Annotated in this window: 11 protein-coding genes; 4 read left to right on the top strand and 7 right to left on the bottom strand. The window is 61.3% G+C overall.

From position 1 onward, the window contains the following. Positions 1-5: 5 nt before the first annotated feature. The 6 genes from icmH to tssF all read right to left on the bottom strand — a co-directional run bounded on the left by icmH (position 6) and on the right by tssF (position 11,086). Entirely contained in the window at positions 6-932 is a 927-nt protein-coding gene (icmH, locus tag CFB39_RS24000) for a type IVB secretion system protein IcmH/DotU (RefSeq protein WP_089474702.1), read from the bottom strand. A gap of 48 nt (positions 933-980) precedes the next feature. Beyond that, a complete protein-coding gene (locus tag CFB39_RS23995) occupies positions 981-1,235 on the bottom strand; it encodes a PAAR domain-containing protein (protein ID WP_089474701.1) in 255 nt (84 codons plus the stop codon). A 219-nt stretch (positions 1,236-1,454) separates the two neighbouring features. Then, positions 1,455-2,534 (bottom strand): RHS repeat domain-containing protein, encoded by a 1,080-nt coding sequence (locus CFB39_RS23990; RefSeq protein ID WP_306426934.1) that lies wholly within the window; start codon positions 2,532-2,534, stop codon positions 1,455-1,457. Between the two features lie 170 nt (positions 2,535-2,704). Then, on the bottom strand, positions 2,705-3,193 hold the full coding sequence (locus tag CFB39_RS39625; RefSeq protein WP_144030309.1) for a DUF6714 family protein: 489 nt from the start codon (positions 3,191-3,193) through the stop codon (positions 2,705-2,707). Beyond that, positions 3,172-9,138, bottom strand: coding sequence for a type VI secretion system tip protein TssI/VgrG (tssI, locus tag CFB39_RS23980; RefSeq protein WP_089474698.1), 5,967 nt, complete (start codon positions 9,136-9,138; stop codon positions 3,172-3,174). The genes CFB39_RS39625 and tssI overlap by 22 nt, the downstream gene beginning before the upstream one ends. A gap of 70 nt (positions 9,139-9,208) precedes the next feature. Further along, positions 9,209-11,086 (bottom strand): type VI secretion system baseplate subunit TssF, encoded by a 1,878-nt coding sequence (gene tssF, locus CFB39_RS23975; RefSeq protein WP_089474697.1) that lies wholly within the window; start codon positions 11,084-11,086, stop codon positions 9,209-9,211. Between tssF and CFB39_RS40915 the strand changes: the two genes are divergently transcribed. Then, entirely contained in the window at positions 11,085-11,207 is a 123-nt protein-coding gene (locus CFB39_RS40915; RefSeq protein ID WP_256991451.1) for a hypothetical protein, read from the top strand. The genes tssF and CFB39_RS40915 overlap by 2 nt on opposite strands. Before the next feature lie 392 nt (positions 11,208-11,599). On the opposite strand, the gene CFB39_RS23970 is transcribed toward CFB39_RS40915, so the two are convergent. Continuing rightward, entirely contained in the window at positions 11,600-12,178 is a 579-nt protein-coding gene (locus CFB39_RS23970) for a DUF4865 family protein (RefSeq protein ID WP_179257752.1), read from the bottom strand. A 127-nt stretch (positions 12,179-12,305) separates the two neighbouring features. On the opposite strand from CFB39_RS23970, the gene CFB39_RS23965 reads away from it, so the two are divergent. From CFB39_RS23965 to CFB39_RS23955, 3 genes are all read left to right on the top strand, one after another. Then, entirely contained in the window at positions 12,306-13,163 is an 858-nt protein-coding gene (locus CFB39_RS23965; RefSeq protein ID WP_089475645.1) for a LysR family transcriptional regulator, read from the top strand. 254 nt (positions 13,164-13,417) lie between these two features. Further along, complete coding sequence (locus CFB39_RS23960) at positions 13,418-14,005, top strand: YigZ family protein (RefSeq protein ID WP_089432569.1); 588 nt, start codon at positions 13,418-13,420, stop codon at positions 14,003-14,005. Between the two features lie 262 nt (positions 14,006-14,267). Continuing rightward, positions 14,268-14,558, top strand: coding sequence for an H-NS histone family protein (locus CFB39_RS23955; RefSeq protein WP_089427679.1), 291 nt, complete (start codon positions 14,268-14,270; stop codon positions 14,556-14,558).

The following is a 14,558-nucleotide window of genomic DNA, read 5'->3' as shown; positions in this document are numbered from 1 at the left end:
TCGCACTACCGTGCCGGACTGGCCCTCAGTGGATCGATCGCGCTGCCTGTCGTCGCGACACGCGCAATGCTGGAGAGCTGTCGCTGCACGTCGTTCGCTTGCGCACCCACCTCGATACGGCAGAAGGCATACAGCGCGCAGAACGTCACTGACAGCAAGGTCACCGACATCCACACGGGGATTTCGAAATGGAATCTTTGTCGAATCGTTACGGTAGATTGCGCATGAGGTGAGAGCGCGTGCGGAACAGGTGGAAGATGCACGACAATCGCGTTGTAGATTCGCTCTCGCACGCGGTCGTGCACGCCAAACGTCCTGCCACGTGGATATCGACCTTCAAACCCCAGGCTGAAAATCCGGTAGATCACTTCGAGCAATGGCCAGTGATCGGCGTCGTCTTTCAACAGCTGTAGCGAAAGCGCATAGACCTTCGAGCCGCCCTGGTTGTCTTCTCCAATACGCTGAGTCAGCGCTCCGGCAGCCCATGCGACACTCCCCGACGTATCGCCTCGCGATGCAAGTACGCGCATTGCAGCCTCATCCAGTGCCGTACACAGGCAATACCGTGCGCCGATCAAGTGCTCGCTGCGGACGTTGGCCCGCACACATAGGCGCTCGAACGCGCGAACCTCATCCATCAGCAGGTCGCGCAAGCGTTCGTCATGACTGATGCTGATTAGCTCCGGCACGTCCACAAGCGCTCGAAGCAGCACCCTGCTTGCCTCCAGCAAGGCATTGCGGTGCCCGAGTACCGCAGCCAGCCTGGTCTGCTCGTCCTCGGGCGGCGAAAGTGGTCCCAATGGACGACTACGGCGCGTGTTGGGATGCTGCCTTGTACTCTTGCCAGAGAGAAAGATACCGTTCGGTTGTCGCGGTGGAGCCAGCGCGCTTCGAGCCGACACGATCTTGGGCGGGCTACTGGATTGGGTCATGCTCGGGTGAATTCAAAATTCGACTCATCGCGCTCAATGTAGAAACTGTCAAACCGTAGGACCAGCATCGGAAACGATCAGCGTTCCACCGCAACTCGTGTCACTGCCATGATGAGCAAGTTGACGGCCGTTGATCGTGCCGAAACCACCTTTGGTAATGACACCCGGGCCATGCAATGGACACGACACGGAATCGCCTACGCATGCTGCGGGACGTCCGTCGATCGAGACGCCTGCGCTGGCTGATGTGACTACGCCGCCATGGGTGGTCAACGTGCCGAGAGTTGCGACGGAAGCTGGCATTAAGAATTAACTTAAAATAAATTTCAAAAAAATTTAACCACCAAAAAACATCCACTCACTCCTTATTTCCAGGCCGCCCAAAATGACTAGCAAAGAAAGAGCAAGCACACAGATAAACAAGCCCGCACGCGTAAAAAAAGACATCCCCCATAGACCTCTTCAACGGTTCATAAAAAAATGCTAGAGGCGCAATAAACAATATATACAGCCAAGTTTTATCTATTCTTCGCATACCTTCTCCTCTCCAAAAACACACTTCCCTGCCTGCTTCAAACCCAACCATACCCCCTGAACGGCCAGATCCCGTTTTATTGACGATTTGTGAGAATTTATACGCTCCTGCAATTTCAACTTTCGGCCAGTGGTATTTGCAGCCTGACTTGAAATTTTCCTAATAGCCGAAGCTGACCTTGACACACTTTTTAAAGCACCCCCCATTCCTGGGGCCACAATTCCAACTGCTGCCGAGAACCCGACTTCACGCCAATTAACCTTCACACAATCCCAATCGATATCTGTTAGCGGACGCCCATGAACCCAATTGCTCCACACCTGACCTAGTACCTGCTTACCCCCTTGCATCCCCAACTCAACTCCTGCACCAAGTAGCGCTCGTCGCCCAAATTCCGCTGCCACAAGCAATAGCGGCACAAACAGTCCAGTGGGATCGTAGGCAATGGTCGGAGCGCTATATGAGTAATCATATAAATTTGGTCCGCCATCAAGCCCAATCGGATCCTGATTGATGTACCTGCCCACCAGAGGATCGTAGTACCGGAATCGGTTGTAGTGCAGCCCCGACTCTTGATCGTAGTACTGCCCCGGAAACCGTATCGGATTGTCAACGCCGTGCGCCAGCGTCCGGGCTGACCGTCCATACGCACTCAAATCCGCTGCCCACACCACCTCGCGCTGTTCGTCATACAGTTCCTGCGGCGTCCCCAGGTGATCCGTCACGTAGTGCCACGCTTGCCCCTCCGCCAGTCGCGTCAACGGCCCTTCATGATCCGGATGCGGCACGTATGTCACGGCCTGATCCTCGTGCGAGGTGCACCCCGTCCGCACCTCCTGCATCATCCAGTCACCGTCCCACATGAACAGTGTCGTCTGCCGCGCGCCGCCCGCCTGCGTGTGATGCTTTGCCACCCGCCGTCCGAGTGCGTCATATTCGTACTCGCTCCTCGCGCCGTCCACGTGCTCGATCGCCACCAGTTGATGGCTACCGTCGTACCGATACCGCGTCACCTCCGGATGCGCTTCCGGCTCCTCGTACTTCGGCGTTCCCGTCAGCACTTCCATCACGCGCAGCAGGTTGTCCGTGCTACGCTCCGGGCGCGTCTGTAGCACGAACCGCTGCAAGAAACCGCCGCGCTTTCCCCCTATGCAGTTCTAGCTCGGCATAATACTTAGCAGGCTATCCACCAGGTTAAAAAATGCACTTCTACCCGGCTGAACTTAAAAATATACCCTCAGCTGAGAAACTTACCCCAGAATAAATCTAACGCATCTTTCGCATCCTCTTCATCGTACACTTCATGCATAAACTTTAGAACCTTTGCAACCACCTGCATTTTCGCGTTTCCTAATGAACTAATCTGATAAAAATCATCCATGCCTGCATACATTTTTAGCCTTCCAGGCAACCCCTGAGAGATCACATCCCCTTCGTAATACTGCTCACACGCAATCAACAGGTATGCCGGAAGATAGTAATTCCTTCCCATTGGCGACATAAAAGAGAGGCAGGCAGATCCATCGCCCACATACTCTTTCTCGAGAGACTCCAGCGTTATATCCCACCAATTTTTCCCAGCAAAGAAATTCATGACCTGTTCTGGCTCAAGATATGGCGATGTGATCAAATCGCTCGCCTTGGGTGGTTGCATTCTATCGAAACATTTTTCAATATCGAATCGCAACTTCCGCAACTTGTCGGCTATCGAATCTGTTTTTCGCATCTTGCGACCCCCTCCCAAGCTTTAATAGCTTCATCCCTGTGATTTTGATCTCCGCCGGCATAACAACGATTATTTATTGAATCACGAGCCATCGCACACTGTCTGTTTATCTCTCTAAAAATCATTGCTTGCGTGGGGTCCGTGCTTGCGTTACAGGAACGCCGCCCACCCTTGCAGAGACGATCAACTTCATCCTGCATACGCTTCTGGTCTCGTGGAGAGCAATTGCCGGGTGGTTTCATAGTTTCTGCCATCGCGCTTACTTTCCGACCCGCTTTGTCTCGAATATCTTTGTCTGATCTTGCTGTATCACTGGGGGTACTCAATATCGCCGCAACTGCTACGCCACCCACGAACGTTCCGATCAACGCACCCGCACCGCAACCAATTGGCCCACCAGCCCAAGCCCCCGCCGCGCAACCAACTGCTGGATTCAACCCCATCAAATCTATGTAAGTGAGCGGATTGCCAAAAGCGTACTCGTGCGCATTAACTCCCCCCACCAACCCGATCGGATCCTGATTGATATACCTGCCCACCTGAGGATCGTAGTACCGGAACCGGTTGTAGTGCAGCCCCGACTCCTGATCGTAGTACTGCCCCGGAAACCGTATCGGATTGTCAACGGCATGCGCCAGCGTCCGGGCTGACCGTCCATACGCACTCAAATCCGCTGCCCACACCACCTCGCGCTGTTCGTCATACAGTTCCTGCGGCGTCCCCAGGTGATCCGTCACGTAGTGCCACGCTTGCCCCTCCGCCAGTCGCGTCAACGGCCCTTCATGATCCGGATGCGGCACGTATGTCACGGCGTTGTCCTCGTGCGACGTGCGCCCCGTCCGCACCTCCTGCATCATCCAGTCGCCGTCCCACATGAACAGCGTCGTCTGTCGCGCGCCGCCCACCTGCGTGTGATGCTTTGCCACCCGCCGTCCGAGTGCGTCGTATTCGTACTCGCTTCTTGCGCCGTCCGCGTGTTCAATCGCGATCAACTGGTGGCTGCCGTCGTACCGATACCGCGTCACCTCTGGCGCTTCTGTCGGCTCCTCGTACTTCGGCGTCCCCGTCAGCACCTCCATCACGCGCAGCAGGTTGTCCGTCCCACGCTGGCTACGCTGCTCCGCCGCCGTCAGCTCAGGCTTCGGCGGCAACGGCACCGTCCGCGCGATGCGGTTGCCGTGTCCGTCATACGTAAAATCCACCGGGCGATCCGGCCGCGTCTGCGGCGCGAACCGCAGCAAGCGATCGCCGCTCGCCTTCCACGCCTGCACGTCGTTCAGGCTCGACGCAGCACCCAGCAGGTTACTCGCCGGATCGTAATGAAACGCCTCCGTACCACTTGCCGCCGTCACGTGCGTCAACCGGGACAGCCCATCGTACCGATAGGTCTTCTTGTCTCGCCATGCGTCGTCCAATGTCGTCAGTTGGCCCGCCGCGTCGTACTCCCACGCCCGCCACGGCCGAGGCCTCTCCAGCGAGCGTCCCCGTTCGTCGAGGTTCTGCCAGCGATGCGCGGCCAGCAGACCGTTCGCGCCATACCCGAAGTGGTGTGACGCGGGACCTTGCGTGCGTTTGATCTCGCGATGCAGTTCATCCCGCTCGAAACTCGCCAGCGGATGCTCGTCCAGCAGGATGCCATGCACATGCCCCGAGCCGTAGCGCTGCCAGACCAGCGAACCGACGTCCGGCACATTCGTCCAGTCGCGGTTCCCGATCGCGTCCACCCCGTGCGTCAGTCGCCAGACGCGTCCGTGATGCGCCTGCACCTCCGCCGTGCGGCGCCCAGCCGCGTCATATTCGTAGGTCACTTGCACCGGGGCCCGTCCCGGCGAGACCGCCTGTGCCTGCGTGAGCAACCCCCGCGCGTCATATCGATAGCTGGCTTGACTCCCATCGCTCGATCGCCGCTCCACCAGTCGACCAAGCACGTCGTAGGTCACATGCGTGGTGATCTGGCCGTCTTGGCCGTGATCGATGCGCTCGACCAGTTCCCCCGCCGCGTTGTACCGGAAACTTTGCCGGCGGCCGTCGAAGCCGGTCTGTTCGATCAACCGGTTCCGGCTGTCGTAGCGGAACGTCGTCTCCTCCTGATTCGCATTGGTCAGCGTCGTCAGACGACCAATTGCGTCATACCGGAACTGCTGCGTGCCCTCCGCCGGATCGACGATTCGGGTTCGCTGACCGTAGCCATCCCAGTCCACCCGCGTCACGCGCTTGAGCGGATCCGTATGCGCGATCGCCCGACCCGCTTGATCATATTCAACCTTCCACCAACCCATACCGGCCGGCTGCACCGCCGTCATGCGCGCCGACAGGCTGCCGCTGTGGCGGCTTACCTGACCCAGCGCGTCGGCCGTCTCGGTCAACTGGCCAAATTGGTCGTACTGATAGGTCGTCGTCTGCCCTGAGCAGTCAGTGCGCGCGACGAGCTGCCCCGCGTCGTCCCACTGCATCTTCGTCACGTTGCCCAGCGCATCGGTGCGGGCAACCGGCAAGCCGTTCTCGTACGCGTAACTCGTCACATTCCCGAGCGGATCGGTTTCGCTCGTCAGGTGGCCTTGCGCGTCGTAGCCGCGTTGCCAGACCTGTCCGGCCGGGTCGGTGATCTGTTCCGGCAGGTTCCGGTCGTTATAGCTGATGCGCGTGACCTGCCCGGCCGGATCGATAATCGACGTCGGGTTGCCCCGCGCATCGTTCACCATCCGCGTCGTGCGGCCCAAGCCATCCGTGTAGCCGGCCACACTCCCCGTCTCGTCGAAATGCGTCTGCTCGAGGCTGCCGTCCGGATGCACGATCTTCTCGATCGCCCACAAGCCGTTGTAGTGGTACTCGGTCGTATGCCCCAGGCCATCCGTCACGCGTGTCACGCGCAGCGACGGCAGGTAATCGAAGCGCGTCTCGCGCGTGATGGCGCGCTGCCCGTCGGCGGTTTCGGTATACGCGTAGGTCCGCAGGCAGTACGCGTTTGGCGTGTCGTCGCTCCATTCCGACACGTGCATCGCGCCCGCTGGCGTACGGTAGGTCGTCAGCAGATGCTGGTCATAGCCATACCTCCACGTCAGGTTTTCGCGGTCGGTGGCCTCGATCAGGTCGCCGTGTCTGTCATAGACGTAGCTCGTCAGGTGCAGCGGCTGATTCCCGAACCCCTGGTCGAGCAACACGGACGTGATCCGGCCAGCCTCATCCAGTTCGCAGCGCACGGTGTGGCGATTGTTGCGGACCGTTTCCAGCCAGCCCTGTGCCGTATAGCCGAGCGTCAGGCTCTGCCCGTCGCGCGTGCCGATACGGTGCAATTGCCATCGGTTCTCGTCAGCCGGATGGCGGCCATAGTGCTCTTCGACACCGTTGCCGAAGCGCAGCACGTAGGTCGCACCCGAGGCGTTGTCGTCGCCACGCGCCAGCGTGAACTTCTCGATCGGATGGAAGTGTTCTTCACCGGGATTCAGCGGCGGAAACCGCAACTGCCGCCCGTCCGCGTCGAAGTAGATCAATCCCGTCGAACTCGTGCGGACTTCCGTCGCGTACGGCAACTTCCACGCCACGCCCAGACTGCCTTGACGCTGATCCGCGCTGCGGTAACTCCGGCTCCAGTGAATCGAGACCCGGCCCGGCAGCGTAAAGTCCGTGTGCGACAGCACTTTCTGCCCCGTCGCCAGATCGACCGGGTTCGCGCTGACCGTCTTTTTCGCGCATTCCGCGCAATCGGCTTCGGTCACCGGTGCGAGGCTGCTGGCATCGCCACTCGTCATGCTGATCGTCGGCGCCTGCAGGTAAATCGCCGTGCCTTTCAGGTGAATGCCCGATTCGTCGATCGTCACGGTGCCGCCCGGACCGGTCAGTTGCACCTGCTTCGCCCCCGACAGGCTGCTTTCACCCGTATCCGCGATGCGCAACTGGTTGGCGTTCGAACTCGATACCGGCGCGGGCAGTTGCGGCGCGAAATCGGGCGAAGGTTCGAGCGGGTTCGCCTGATCAGCGCTCACCGCATCGCCCACCGCCTTGCCGCGCACGGTCACCGTGTAGGTGTGCCCGACATCCGCCGTCCAGTCCTGCACGACGCGGTCGCTCCGGCTCTGGCCGACCGTGCTGGCCATATGCAGCCCGACGTTACGCAGGTACAGCCCGCCGACGTTGACGTTGTACGCCATCCCGACGTTGAGCATGGCGCCCATGCCCACGCTCTTCACCGACGCGAGCGTCACTGTCTCGAACTTGTAGCCGCCGGTCGACAGTGTCCAGTGACGTCCGATCTGGTCAGTTTCATCGTGGCCGATCCGCTTCGTGCGGTCGTGTCCTACCGTGTGAGTTTCATCGACTTCAATCACCGCATCCAGATTGCGCTCGGCCTGGATCCAGACCTGCTCCGCGCCTTTCTTGTCTTCGAAGCGGATTGCATTCGCGTGGCCGTATCCACCACCCTTGGTCGAGCGCGTCAGGATCCCGCTTTGCGTCGCGTTCGCCGGCAACGTCCACGGCGGCATCGTCATCGCGTTGTAGACGCGCCCCGTCACGATCGGGCGATCCGGGTCGCCGTTCTCGAAATCGACGATCACCTCGGTGCCCACCCGCGGAATATGGATGCCGCCGAAGTTGCTGCCGGCCCACGGATACGACACCCGCACCCAGCAGGACGAATTCTGGTCCTTCACGTCGGAGCGGTCCCAGTGGAACTTGAGCGTCACCTCGCCGTTCTTGTTGGTCCAGATCTCCGCGCCCGCCGGGCCGGTCACGATCGCCGTTTGCGGGCCGCGCGTGCGGGGTTTCCTGATCGTGCGCGGGGGGCGGAATATCGTGGTCGAGGGCTGGACGGTAAACCTGCTGCGAATCGCGTAGGCCGAGAATCCGGTCGTCTCTCCGGTTTCCTTCACATCCAGTTCCGACGCGATCACCAGATACTCGCGGTTGGCGCTCGCCATCGGATGGCCGGCCAACGCAAACGTCGTGCCGCACACCACGTTGCGCAAGTTGCCCTCGCCTTTCGCCCGCTCGCCCTGTGCGTGAATCTCTTCCATTCGCACGCGTGCGAATGCGTGGCCATCCTCCGTTTCGGTATAGTCGCCCGGCCACTCGTAACGTTCGAACTGGTTGTGCGCCGTGTCGCGCGGCAGGCTGTTCTGCGCGGTCAGCATCGCGCCCGGCTTCTCGAAGTCGAAATCGTCGGTGGTCCACACGCCCGACTGCAGGCGCTCCGTTGCTTCGAAACGGTCGACGTGTTCCCGGTCGATCTTCTGGCCCGGTGAGTAGTACGCGAGCGTCTGGTACGCGACGCTTTCCACGGCTCGATGGGCGCCTGGACCGTCGACCAGCACCAAGCGATGCACACCTTGCGAATGCTCGAAGAACCACGTGATGCCGTGTTCTTCCATCAACCGCTGGGCAAACGCGAAATCCGACTCGTCGTACTGGACTTGATAACGCAGCGGCTTGTAGGTCCGGCCGACCCGCATTTCGAACGAGTACAGGTACAGGCCGAACACCTCGCGCAGAATGTCCAGCACGCTCTTGCGCTGGAAGATGCGGTAATCGGTCCGCTCTCGCGCCAGTGCAAACCACGGTTCCAGCACGATCCGGTAACGCGACTGCCGATTCAGTTGGTCCACATAGCTGGCCGCCGTCACAACGCCGCTGATTTCTCGCGTGCCGGCACCTACATTCGCGGCACCCGTGCGCCCGGCCATCCCTGCGACAAAGCTGCCCATTCCGTCGAGCTGGAGCGTGACGGTCAACTCCTTGCCGAGCATCGCCTTGAGATCGAGGTTGGCCAGCAGGTCGACCGGCAACGGCAGATCGGCTGGCGTCGTCAGCCATAGCTCGTACGCATATAGCGTCGAGAGTTGTTCCGCGCCCCGGATCGCACTCAAGTGCAGCAACGACGCGATGCCTTCCAGCTCCGGCAGCGCAGGGCCGCTGACCGAGAATGTTCGGTTCGTCTTGAAATTCAACATGTTCGCTGGCCCTCGTGCGTTTGATTGTTGTTCTGTGTTACCGACTGCATGAACTGCATTCCTCCGTGAGTCAGAGTGCGCTGCGCGTTCCTGTTCGAATCGGCCAGCGCATCAACTCGCCGCGCTGCGTCGAGCGCAACACGGATTGAGTAAAAGAATGTGTCGAAACGTGGCGCGCCAGGTAATGCTCGAGGATCACCCCGAAGAGATAAGGGCTCATGCCATCGAAGCCGGTTTCATCCACCGTCAGGACGCATTCGATGCCTCGACCGAATCGCAACTGACTCTGGCCGGGAAGTTTCTTCGTCACGGGATGCGCATCAACGCGGATCAGGCTGTCGATCTGGCGGCGGTAGCGCACATCGTCGTCAGCAGCGAACAAAGCAAGGATGTCGCGCAGTCCGCTCCCGTCACCAGCCTCCAAGGTGCCGTAGCCGAGATTCAACTGGCCGATCAGCCGCCATGCAATGTCCCGCTGGGCAAGCGGCGCGCGTGCCGGGCTTGGTGCACGAATGAGCCCCGCACTGCTTAACGGGGCACTGATCCCGATAGTCAGATCCGTGACGCCATTGGGCACCAGCAAGCTCGGCAGATCGCAGTTCGTCAGCCACGCATCCACCGCCAGATATTTCATGATTTGCTGATAGGACTGCTCATTTTGATCGACCAACGAAACGAAAAGATCCGTCCCGACGTACGTGGTGCGAGCACCATAGCGACGATATGACGCCTTCGCCATTCCGTGCGCGCGGCGCGTCGTGAAGTAGCGCCCGTGATTGCTTTCATCGTTCGTCAGCGCCCGGTACAGCGGCCGGAACTCGAGCGATGCCGCGCCTTTGCTCACAAAGCCGTGCAGCGCTTCCACCGCGAACACCTCATAGTCCGAACCGTTCTGCCTGTCGGGTTGCAACAGGATTTCGCCGCCCGTGCGCGGAATCTCGGCAGGATCCGTCTTACGGCGAAACAGGTTGATAACCGGCGTACAGAAGAGCGCAAAGCGGGATGCGTCGACGTGCCCGGCCAGCGCACTGTCGAAGCGATCCAGCAATATGACGATTTCGGCTTCACAGCCGGTCACGTGTCGCAATCCCGCATTCAAATCAGCCAGCGTGAAAAACCAGAAGCGCGCGGGGCACGCCGCATATTCGTGCAGCAGGTTATGACCGTGAAACTTCGGTCCGGCCGACGGCAGCAAACTCTCGTCGGTAGCCAGCCCGGTGTATTCGATCGCCTGAGCGGACACAATCCCGCGTGCCTGATTCGGATCTGCGAAGCGATCCGGTACCCCTGTCACGGTTGCTACAGCGCCGGCATGGATCAACTCGAACAGCCGTGACGCGATGCCCTCGTCGCCTGCCAGATACACGGGCAATCGATCCAGGCCGCGCAAGTCCTCGAATCGCGCCTCACCCGTAGTACGGAGCCTGAGACGCAGCGCCCCGCGAACGGGCTTGTGTGCGACGCTATACCGCTCTATCGAGGGAATATCCGGTGGAACCCCTGTCAACCTCGCCGAAACGATCTCCAATGGATACACCATCACGTCCAGGCCGCTACGGAAGGTGCAGGACGTGCGTTCGCCATCCGGCACACGGCTCGCGAACTCCGTGCCACGTGGTACACAAAACCCCTCGAGCAAATTGCCTTCCTGCTCATTGGGATAGAGACGCGCCACCGCAATCGAGGGCGTCGGGGCGACGTAATTCGGATAGATGGTTTCGAGTAGCCGGCTGGTCAGCAGGGGAAATTCGGCATCCAGCTTCAATTGCAGCCGAGCAGTTGTAAAACTCGCTGCCTGCACCAGACGCTCGACAAAAGGATCGGCAATCTCACCGGCATGCATGCCCAGCCGACGCGCAATTTTGGGATGCGCGTGAGCAAACTCCTCCATCAGCTCCCTGAAATAGAGCAGTTCCCGATTGTAGGCATCAAGGAGATGAGGGTTCATGACAAGCGCGATCCAGATTCCACACAGAGCGTTCGACAGCGTCACTGTCAGCGGTGTGTTGGATGCTAGCCGCAAAGGTCATCTCGAAAAATACCTGACAGAATTGCAAATTCAGGTTTGACGCCAGGCTTCAGGAAAATATCTGAGAGGCCACTGCAGTCGGCGAATCAACGCCGGATAGTCGATGCAACGCCACGGGATATCGGCTTGTAGCGAAACCGAGCGCCGCTGATAGACCGCGAGCGCCGGGAAGGTCGTGTGCGGCGCGTACGCGCCAACTCATGAGACAAGCGACGCGCCGGACTCATCTCCGACACACCTGGAATCGCCCTACTGTTGCCAACCGTTACCTGAGCAGCAAAGCCAGCGACGTCGCCAACGCTGCAATCGCGACCATCCCAGCAGCCACGCCAGCCAGATGCGCGGCCAGCGCAAGCCCGGCAGGCAAACGTACCGTCGGCGCGCTGTCTGCCGCCGACCGACCATGCCGCCGGCTCGACGCAGCGCCGGCCATCACACCCCGCTCCCTTCGAGCGTATCGAGCAACGGCCGGGCCAGATGCAAAACCTGGTACACCGTGCCCGCGCCGCCAGCGTCCGGCTCCTGCTCCGATACGAGCACGCGCGTCAGCCGCCAGCGCAGCGGATCGAGGCTGACGGCGGCCGCAACCGTACCCTGCCGCGCCGCCACGTCGCGATTGCGCTCGACCTCCTGTACCAGCGTCGCATCTACGTCGGCGTCCGCCGGAATGTCGATGGCTTCCAGCCGCACGAAGCGTCCCGTCGACGCGCTGCCCTTGCGCGCATCGAGCGCGACCTGCACATCGATCGGCGCGCGTCCGAAACTGTCCGTCACGACCCGATAGCGGCCGTCCGTGACGAACCCGGCGAACGCCTGTTCATTGCGCCACAGATAAAGCGATGCATAGCCGTTTTCCGTCGCACCGTAGCGGCCCGCCTCGCGCAACAGAAACCCCTTGAACACGAGATCCGGCGTGTCGTCCCAGAGCCTGCCGCGCTCGCGCACGCGATTGCGGATGATGTCAAGGTCGTAGTCCGCCGACAGGCGGTGCACGTAGTACGCGGTCAGCATGATCGACTCCTGGGATTGACAAGGGAGATTCCGAACGGCTCGAGAACAGCGTAGAAGACCTTGAATCATTTGAAAAGACGATGGCAGAATATTTAAATGATTCGTTTTCTTAATGGATGAGTGCATGATGAAAACGCTCGACATCGAAGCCGTGCAGGCGTTCGTGCTGACCGCCGACCTCAAGAGCTTCACGCGGGCCGCCGAGGCAATGGACACGACGCAGTCCGCGGTGAGCCTGAAGATCAAGCGACTTGAAGACGGCCTCGGCCGCCGTTTGCTGGAACGCACGCCGCGGCAGGTTCGCCTGTCGGCCGACGGCACCGCGTTCCTGGAACCCGCGCGCGAGCTCGTAGCGGCTCACCAGGGTGCGGTCGGCGCGTTCGGCGCCGGCCAGCGGCGGCTGGTGATCGGCGTGAGCCATCATGCCGTCGGCGCCGATCTGCCGATGCTGCTTCGGCGCATGAGCGAAGCGGAACCCGGGCTCGTACTGGAGATCCGGGTCGCCGCGTCGCGCGACGTGCTCGATGCGTTCGATCGCGGCCAGCTCGATGCCGCCGTCGCGCTACAGCACGACAGCCGGCGGCTCGATGGGGAAACCCTGCTGTCGGCGTCGTTCGGCTGGATGGCCGCGACCGATTTCGACTACCATCCGCCGCAACCGCTGCGGCTCGCGACGCAGGCCGAGCCGTGCAGCGTGCGCCACATGGCGATCGGCGCGCTGGACGAAGCCGGTGTCGCGTGGACTGAAGTGTTCGTCGGCGGCGGCGTGGCGACGATCGGCGCGGCGGTGTCCGCGGGGCTGGCCGTCGCCGCGCTCGGACATCGCGTGGCGCCCGTCGGGACGGTCGACGTGGGCGCGCGATACGGGCTGCCGCCCTTGCCGGCGCGCGACGTGGTGCTCTACTCGAACCTGACCGATGCGCGGGCCCGGCAGGCGCTGCGCACGCTGGGCGCGGCACTGCGGTCATCGGTCGGCGTGCGGTGATAGCGCGCTTGAACCATCGGAGAAAAAATTGGGACGGCCGCTGCCGCACCATGCACGGTGGCACTTCGCCATTCCGTATCCGGCACCTCACCCGGATCGGGCCCTGACGGCATCGAAAGGCTTCGACGCGCGCCACGGTAAAATTCCGTCTTCATCCCGCTCATGCAGGTGACCCATGCCTGCCCGGGCCAGCCCCCAAAGAACCGACACGCCATCATCACCTTGATTTCCCTACACTTTCCCCGTCGCGACGCATGATGTACTCGCTCGCCACCACCTACATCCGGGAACTCGAGATCCGCAAGAGCCGCTTCATCGCCTACGCGATTCCCGTCGAAGACCGCGACGCCGCGATGCAGGCACTGCAACGCCTGCGTGACGAACATCCCGCCGCCACGCACGTGTGCTGGGCATTGCTGGCGGGCGGTCAATCGGGGATGTCGGACGACGGCGAGCCGTCGGGCACCGCAGGCCGCCCGATCCTGGAAGTGCTGCGCCATCACGATCTCGACGGCGTGCTCGGCGCGGTCGTGCGTTACTACGGCGGCGTGAAGCTTGGCGCGGGCGGGTTGGTGCGCGCGTACACCGATGCAATTGCGTCGGCGCTGCTCGATGCCGAGCGCGTCGAGCGCATCCGCTACACGCGGCTCGCCATCGAAATCGGCTATCCCGAGGAGGCGCGCGTGCGCCGCTGGATCGAACAGGCGGGTTATGAACTGGTGGACAGCGCGTACGGGATGACGGTCAAGCTCGTGATCAAGCTGCCCGAGACCGCCGACGCGAACGCGCGGACCGAGTTGTTCGACCTGACGCAAGGGCGATCAGGCTTTCCCGATCTGTGACGCGCGGCAACCGCCCGCCCCGTCGTTCCCGCTGCCTGCAAATTCCGCCGAAAAATCAGATACGTCCGATAGAAAAACCGCACGCTGCCACTTAATCTCACCGGGTTCCCGGCGACTCGCGCCGCATACGTTTTATCCGCAGGCCGGCACAGGCAGCACGCAACCGCCACCGGCCGAGTCGGCACGCCAGGGCCGGGTGTGCCGACGTGCGGTTCGTCACGCGTCGCCAATAATCAAAATTCAGCTACGGGATAACGGACGCATGCATCAAGTGCAGACACTGCAAGCCCAGCTTGCGGAACTCGATCGGCGCATCAAGGCGGCGCGGAGCCGCGAACGCAATGCGGTGCTGGCGCAGGTACGTGAACTCGTCACGAGCTACGCGCTGACCGCGCGGGAAATCTTCGGGCAGGGTTACAGCGATCGCGCGAAGCTGTTCACCGTCGGCGTGAAGTATCGCGACCCGGCAACCGGCGCGACATGGAGCGGCCGCGGCCGTGCACCCGCATGGATCGTCGGGCGCGACCGCACCGCGTTCCTGATCCGGGAGTAA

This window comes from Burkholderia sp. AU6039 (assembly GCF_002223365.1).
Taxonomy (GTDB): Bacteria; Pseudomonadota; Gammaproteobacteria; order Burkholderiales; family Burkholderiaceae; genus Burkholderia.
This window is presented reverse-complemented; position numbering and strand designations above follow the sequence as displayed.

What these genes read in the sequence shown, in the direction of transcription:
- CFB39_RS23990 (WP_306426934.1), bottom strand. Translation starts at nt 2,534, where the DNA reads ATGGAAGTGCTGACGGGAACGCCGAAGTACGAGGAGCCGGAAGCGCAT.
- tssI (WP_089474698.1), bottom strand. Translation starts at nt 9,138, where the DNA reads ATGTTGAATTTCAAGACGAACCGAACATTCTCGGTCAGCGGCCCTGCG.
- CFB39_RS40915 (WP_256991451.1), top strand. Translation starts at nt 11,085, where the DNA reads ATGACAAGCGCGATCCAGATTCCACACAGAGCGTTCGACAGCGTCACT.
- CFB39_RS23965 (WP_089475645.1), top strand. Translation starts at nt 12,306, where the DNA reads ATGAAAACGCTCGACATCGAAGCCGTGCAGGCGTTCGTGCTGACCGCC.
- CFB39_RS39625 (WP_144030309.1), bottom strand. Translation starts at nt 3,193, where the DNA reads ATGCGAAAAACAGATTCGATAGCCGACAAGTTGCGGAAGTTGCGATTC.
- CFB39_RS23995 (WP_089474701.1), bottom strand. Translation starts at nt 1,235, where the DNA reads ATGCCAGCTTCCGTCGCAACTCTCGGCACGTTGACCACCCATGGCGGC.
- CFB39_RS23955 (WP_089427679.1), top strand. Translation starts at nt 14,268, where the DNA reads ATGCATCAAGTGCAGACACTGCAAGCCCAGCTTGCGGAACTCGATCGG.
- icmH (WP_089474702.1), bottom strand. Translation starts at nt 932, where the DNA reads ATGACCCAATCCAGTAGCCCGCCCAAGATCGTGTCGGCTCGAAGCGCG.
- CFB39_RS23960 (WP_089432569.1), top strand. Translation starts at nt 13,418, where the DNA reads ATGATGTACTCGCTCGCCACCACCTACATCCGGGAACTCGAGATCCGC.
- tssF (WP_089474697.1), bottom strand. Translation starts at nt 11,086, where the DNA reads ATGAACCCTCATCTCCTTGATGCCTACAATCGGGAACTGCTCTATTTC.
- CFB39_RS23970 (WP_179257752.1), bottom strand. Translation starts at nt 12,178, where the DNA reads ATGCTGACCGCGTACTACGTGCACCGCCTGTCGGCGGACTACGACCTT.